At 60.6% G+C, this 2,874-nt stretch carries 5 protein-coding genes; 4 read left to right on the top strand and 1 reads right to left on the bottom strand.

Features of this window, described 5'->3' with window-relative positions:
• Positions 1-596 precede the first annotated feature (596 nt).
• Complete coding sequence (locus Q1B08_RS21195; protein WP_299823271.1) at positions 597-827, top strand: transposase; 231 nt, start codon at positions 597-599, stop codon at positions 825-827.
• A gap of 259 nt (positions 828-1,086) precedes the next feature.
• Positions 1,087-1,506, top strand: coding sequence for a PRC-barrel domain-containing protein (locus tag Q1B08_RS21190; protein ID WP_299823268.1), 420 nt, complete (start codon positions 1,087-1,089; stop codon positions 1,504-1,506).
• A gap of 248 nt (positions 1,507-1,754) precedes the next feature.
• Here the strand turns inward: Q1B08_RS21190 and Q1B08_RS21185 are convergent, their stop codons facing one another.
• Positions 1,755-1,943, bottom strand: coding sequence for a hypothetical protein (locus Q1B08_RS21185; RefSeq protein ID WP_299823265.1), 189 nt, complete (start codon positions 1,941-1,943; stop codon positions 1,755-1,757).
• Here Q1B08_RS21185 and Q1B08_RS21180 point away from each other — a divergent pair.
• Both Q1B08_RS21180 and Q1B08_RS21175 read left to right on the top strand, forming a co-directional pair.
• Complete coding sequence (locus Q1B08_RS21180) at positions 1,926-2,309, top strand: hypothetical protein (RefSeq protein ID WP_299823262.1); 384 nt, start codon at positions 1,926-1,928, stop codon at positions 2,307-2,309. The two genes, Q1B08_RS21185 and Q1B08_RS21180, sit on opposite strands and share 18 nt — an antisense overlap.
• A complete protein-coding gene (locus Q1B08_RS21175; protein ID WP_366140087.1) occupies positions 2,296-2,823 on the top strand; it encodes a phospholipase D-like domain-containing protein in 528 nt (175 codons plus the stop codon). The genes Q1B08_RS21180 and Q1B08_RS21175 overlap by 14 nt, the downstream gene beginning before the upstream one ends.
• The last annotated feature ends 51 nt before the right edge of the window (positions 2,824-2,874 follow it).

Genomic DNA, 2,874 nt, shown 5'->3' with positions numbered 1-2,874 from the left:
TGCGCCGATGCTGAGCAAGCCGGTGGACGAGATGAAACTGAGGCAAGCGTTGATGTCCCTGCTTCCGGCAAGCATGTACCGGTGAAAGCGACTCGGAGGGACATGGCGGCAATCTTTGCGTAAGCCATGCAACCAGCGCCTCGCGGCCCGGCTATCTGGATACTGATGGTCATCATCCGACTGTGGTCCGCAATCTGCGTCACGCCGCCTCCAGGATCATGACCGGCGAAGATGGCCCGTTCGCTCCCCAGCTCCGTTCGAGTACGCGACAGCCATGCTCGAAGGCTGGCCAAGCCGGGTCGGGGATCCGAGAATGAAGATGTCGGCGGCCAGAAGGCGCGCGCGCAGCTTTGGCCAGTCGTCCCCCGCCCCCATGTCGAAGAGAACACCCGCCATCACGTTGTGATCCGCGACCCGTCCGATTTTTCCTGTGATCCCGTGCGAATGGACCTCCTCCTGATGCGGTATCGCCGAGATATCATGCGCACGACATCCAGACCCCGTGGCCTGAAGGCCTGAGGTGCTCCCTGGAAATCGGACACTGACGGAAGCTACGATCTGAGGTCATCTTGGTCTTCGAGAAGGAGACGGACGAGATGGCGAAGAGGAAGCGGGACGCGGCCGCGTTCAAGGCGAAGGTGGCGCTGGAGGCGCTGAAGGGGGAGCAGTCGGTGGCCGAACTGGCCGCGCGGTTCGAGGTGCACCCGACGCTGATCCACCAATGGAAGAAGGCGCTGCTCGAAGGAGCATCCGGCATGTTCGAGAAGGGCCCGACAAGCAAGGCGCCCGAGGTTCATGCGGAGACGGTGCGCGAGCTGCACGCGTAGATCGGTGAGCTCGCGGTCGCGAACGATTTTTTTCCAGAAAGCTCAAGCCTTGGGGCGGGACGTAAGGCGCGGCACGGTCGAGAAGGATCATCCGCACCTGTCGGTCGAAAGGATCACACCATCAAACCGGGGGATCAAACATCTAGGTGCTTCTATCCTTTTGAGTAAGGATCGCCTCACTGTTCCAAAGCAGGGCATGGGGAACCGCCGAGGCTGGCGCAGGTTGCCAGAAGAAGCCTTCCGTAGCCGGAGATCCACAATGCGACACCGCCTTTTCGCCGTTTGTATTCTTCCTTTCGCCTGTGGCAGCGTCGCTGCGCAGGGCATACCAGTCGAGATTCCCGACAACCTGACCGACGCCGCGAGCATTGCTTCAGCGGCAAAGTCGTTGAGCGAAATTGGGATGGACAAGCTCCTCATCAAGGATCTGATCGGCAAGAAGCTTACCGGAGGGGACGGTAACACTGTAGGCACGATCGAGAACTTTGTCGTCGTCCCCGGCGGCCGCGTCATCGCCGCCCTGATCTCTAGCGATGACGGCACCACGATCGCTGTTCCCTATGCCGCGATCAAGGTGGCGAACGCTGCTGGAACTGCCAGCGCCAACGTCTCCGTCCCGGCCACCGAACTTCAGGGCATGAGTGAGCTTCGATCCCTTGCCGACTCGATGACGGACTGAGGCCGGTGCCTGGAGTCGATCTGAAAATTCATGGCGGTGCGTCCGCTGGACGATCATCAGAACGCAGGCTGCATTGGTGACGAGCCTGCTGGATGTCTGCACCTGATACTTTTGATCCTTGGACATCCGACGATGCGAAGCTCCATCCGACGATCCGGTCGAGCCGGACGATCCGGCACGATTGCCCGACATGTGCTGGAGCCGCATTTCTGAACGACGGTCACGCGCAGCGCGGTGACAGGAACCTATCATACCACGCTGACAGGCCCGATGATCGACTCTGACAGGAAGACGCGATGTCTGCTCAATCCTCGAGTTCCATCCTTTAGGAAGGCAAGAATTGCTGGCGCAGAAAGCGGGCTGACCGTTTCGCGATCATCGTCGATGCGTCCAAGTACTTCGCTGCCGCCCGGCAGGCGATGCTGGCGGCGCAGCATTCTGTTGTCCTGGTCGGCTGGGACTTCGACCTGCGGACTGATCTCGCGCCCGGCGGTGTCGATGACGACATGCCGACAGAGCTCGGAGATTTCCTGCGGGCACTGGTGCGGCGCAATCCGGCCCTGCGTATCTCCATCCTGAAATGGGACATGGCCGTGATCTACACGCTGGGAAACCAGATGATACCCCGGCTTGCACAAGATCTTTATGCTGTTCGACGGATCAGGATGCGTTTCGACAGTGAGCATCCGCATGGCGCCGCGCATCATCAGAAAATCACCGTGATCGACGACGAGCTGGCCTTCTGCGGCGGGATCGACATGACAACCGACCGGTGGGCGCCGCTCCCCGATCCGGGAAATTGAGGCGCTTTACCGGACTGCGATCCGCGCGGCGCGACGAACGATCTATCTCAAGAGCCAATACTTTGCATCGATCAGCATCTGCGAGGAGCTTGCGGCCCGGCTCGCCGAACCTGACGGGCCCGAGGTTGTGGTGATCAATCCGCTCTCCGCCTTCGGTTGGCTCGAAGAGCATGTGATGGGGAGTGCGCGGGATCTGCGGCTCGACATGGTTCGCCGTGTCGACAGGTACGGGCGATTCGGCATCTTCCATCCGGTAAATGCGGCGGGAGAGCCAATCCATGTCCATGCGAAGGTTCTGGTGGTCGACGACCGGCTGATCCGTATCGGTTCTTCGAACATCAACAATCGCTCCATGGGCTTCGACACGGAATGCGACCCGGCAATCGAGGCGTCCGGGGCCGAGGGGGCGGCCATCATCGCGACAATGCGAGACGACCTGCCGTCCGAACATCTCGATTGCGACGCATCGGCCTTGAGAGAGGCGGCTAGAGAGTGTCCGATCTTCTGTGTATGAGGTTGCCGGTCCATTCTGACCCCAAGGGGGAGATGGACGATGACGAAGAAG

It is taken from the genome of uncultured Jannaschia sp. (assembly GCF_947494025.1).
GTDB lineage: Bacteria > Pseudomonadota > Alphaproteobacteria > Rhodobacterales > Rhodobacteraceae > Jannaschia.
Note: the sequence above shows the minus strand (reverse complement) of the source record. Positions and strands in the feature narration are given on the sequence as shown.

Excerpts from the sequence above, each read along its gene's own strand:
- Q1B08_RS21185 (WP_299823265.1), bottom strand. The coding sequence starts at position 1,943 with ATGCTGCGCCGCCAGCATCGCCTGCCGGGCGGCAGCGAAGTACTTGGA.
- Q1B08_RS21190 (WP_299823268.1), top strand. The coding sequence starts at position 1,087 with ATGCGACACCGCCTTTTCGCCGTTTGTATTCTTCCTTTCGCCTGTGGC.
- Q1B08_RS21180 (WP_299823262.1), top strand. The coding sequence starts at position 1,926 with ATGCTGGCGGCGCAGCATTCTGTTGTCCTGGTCGGCTGGGACTTCGAC.
- Q1B08_RS21195 (WP_299823271.1), top strand. The coding sequence starts at position 597 with ATGGCGAAGAGGAAGCGGGACGCGGCCGCGTTCAAGGCGAAGGTGGCG.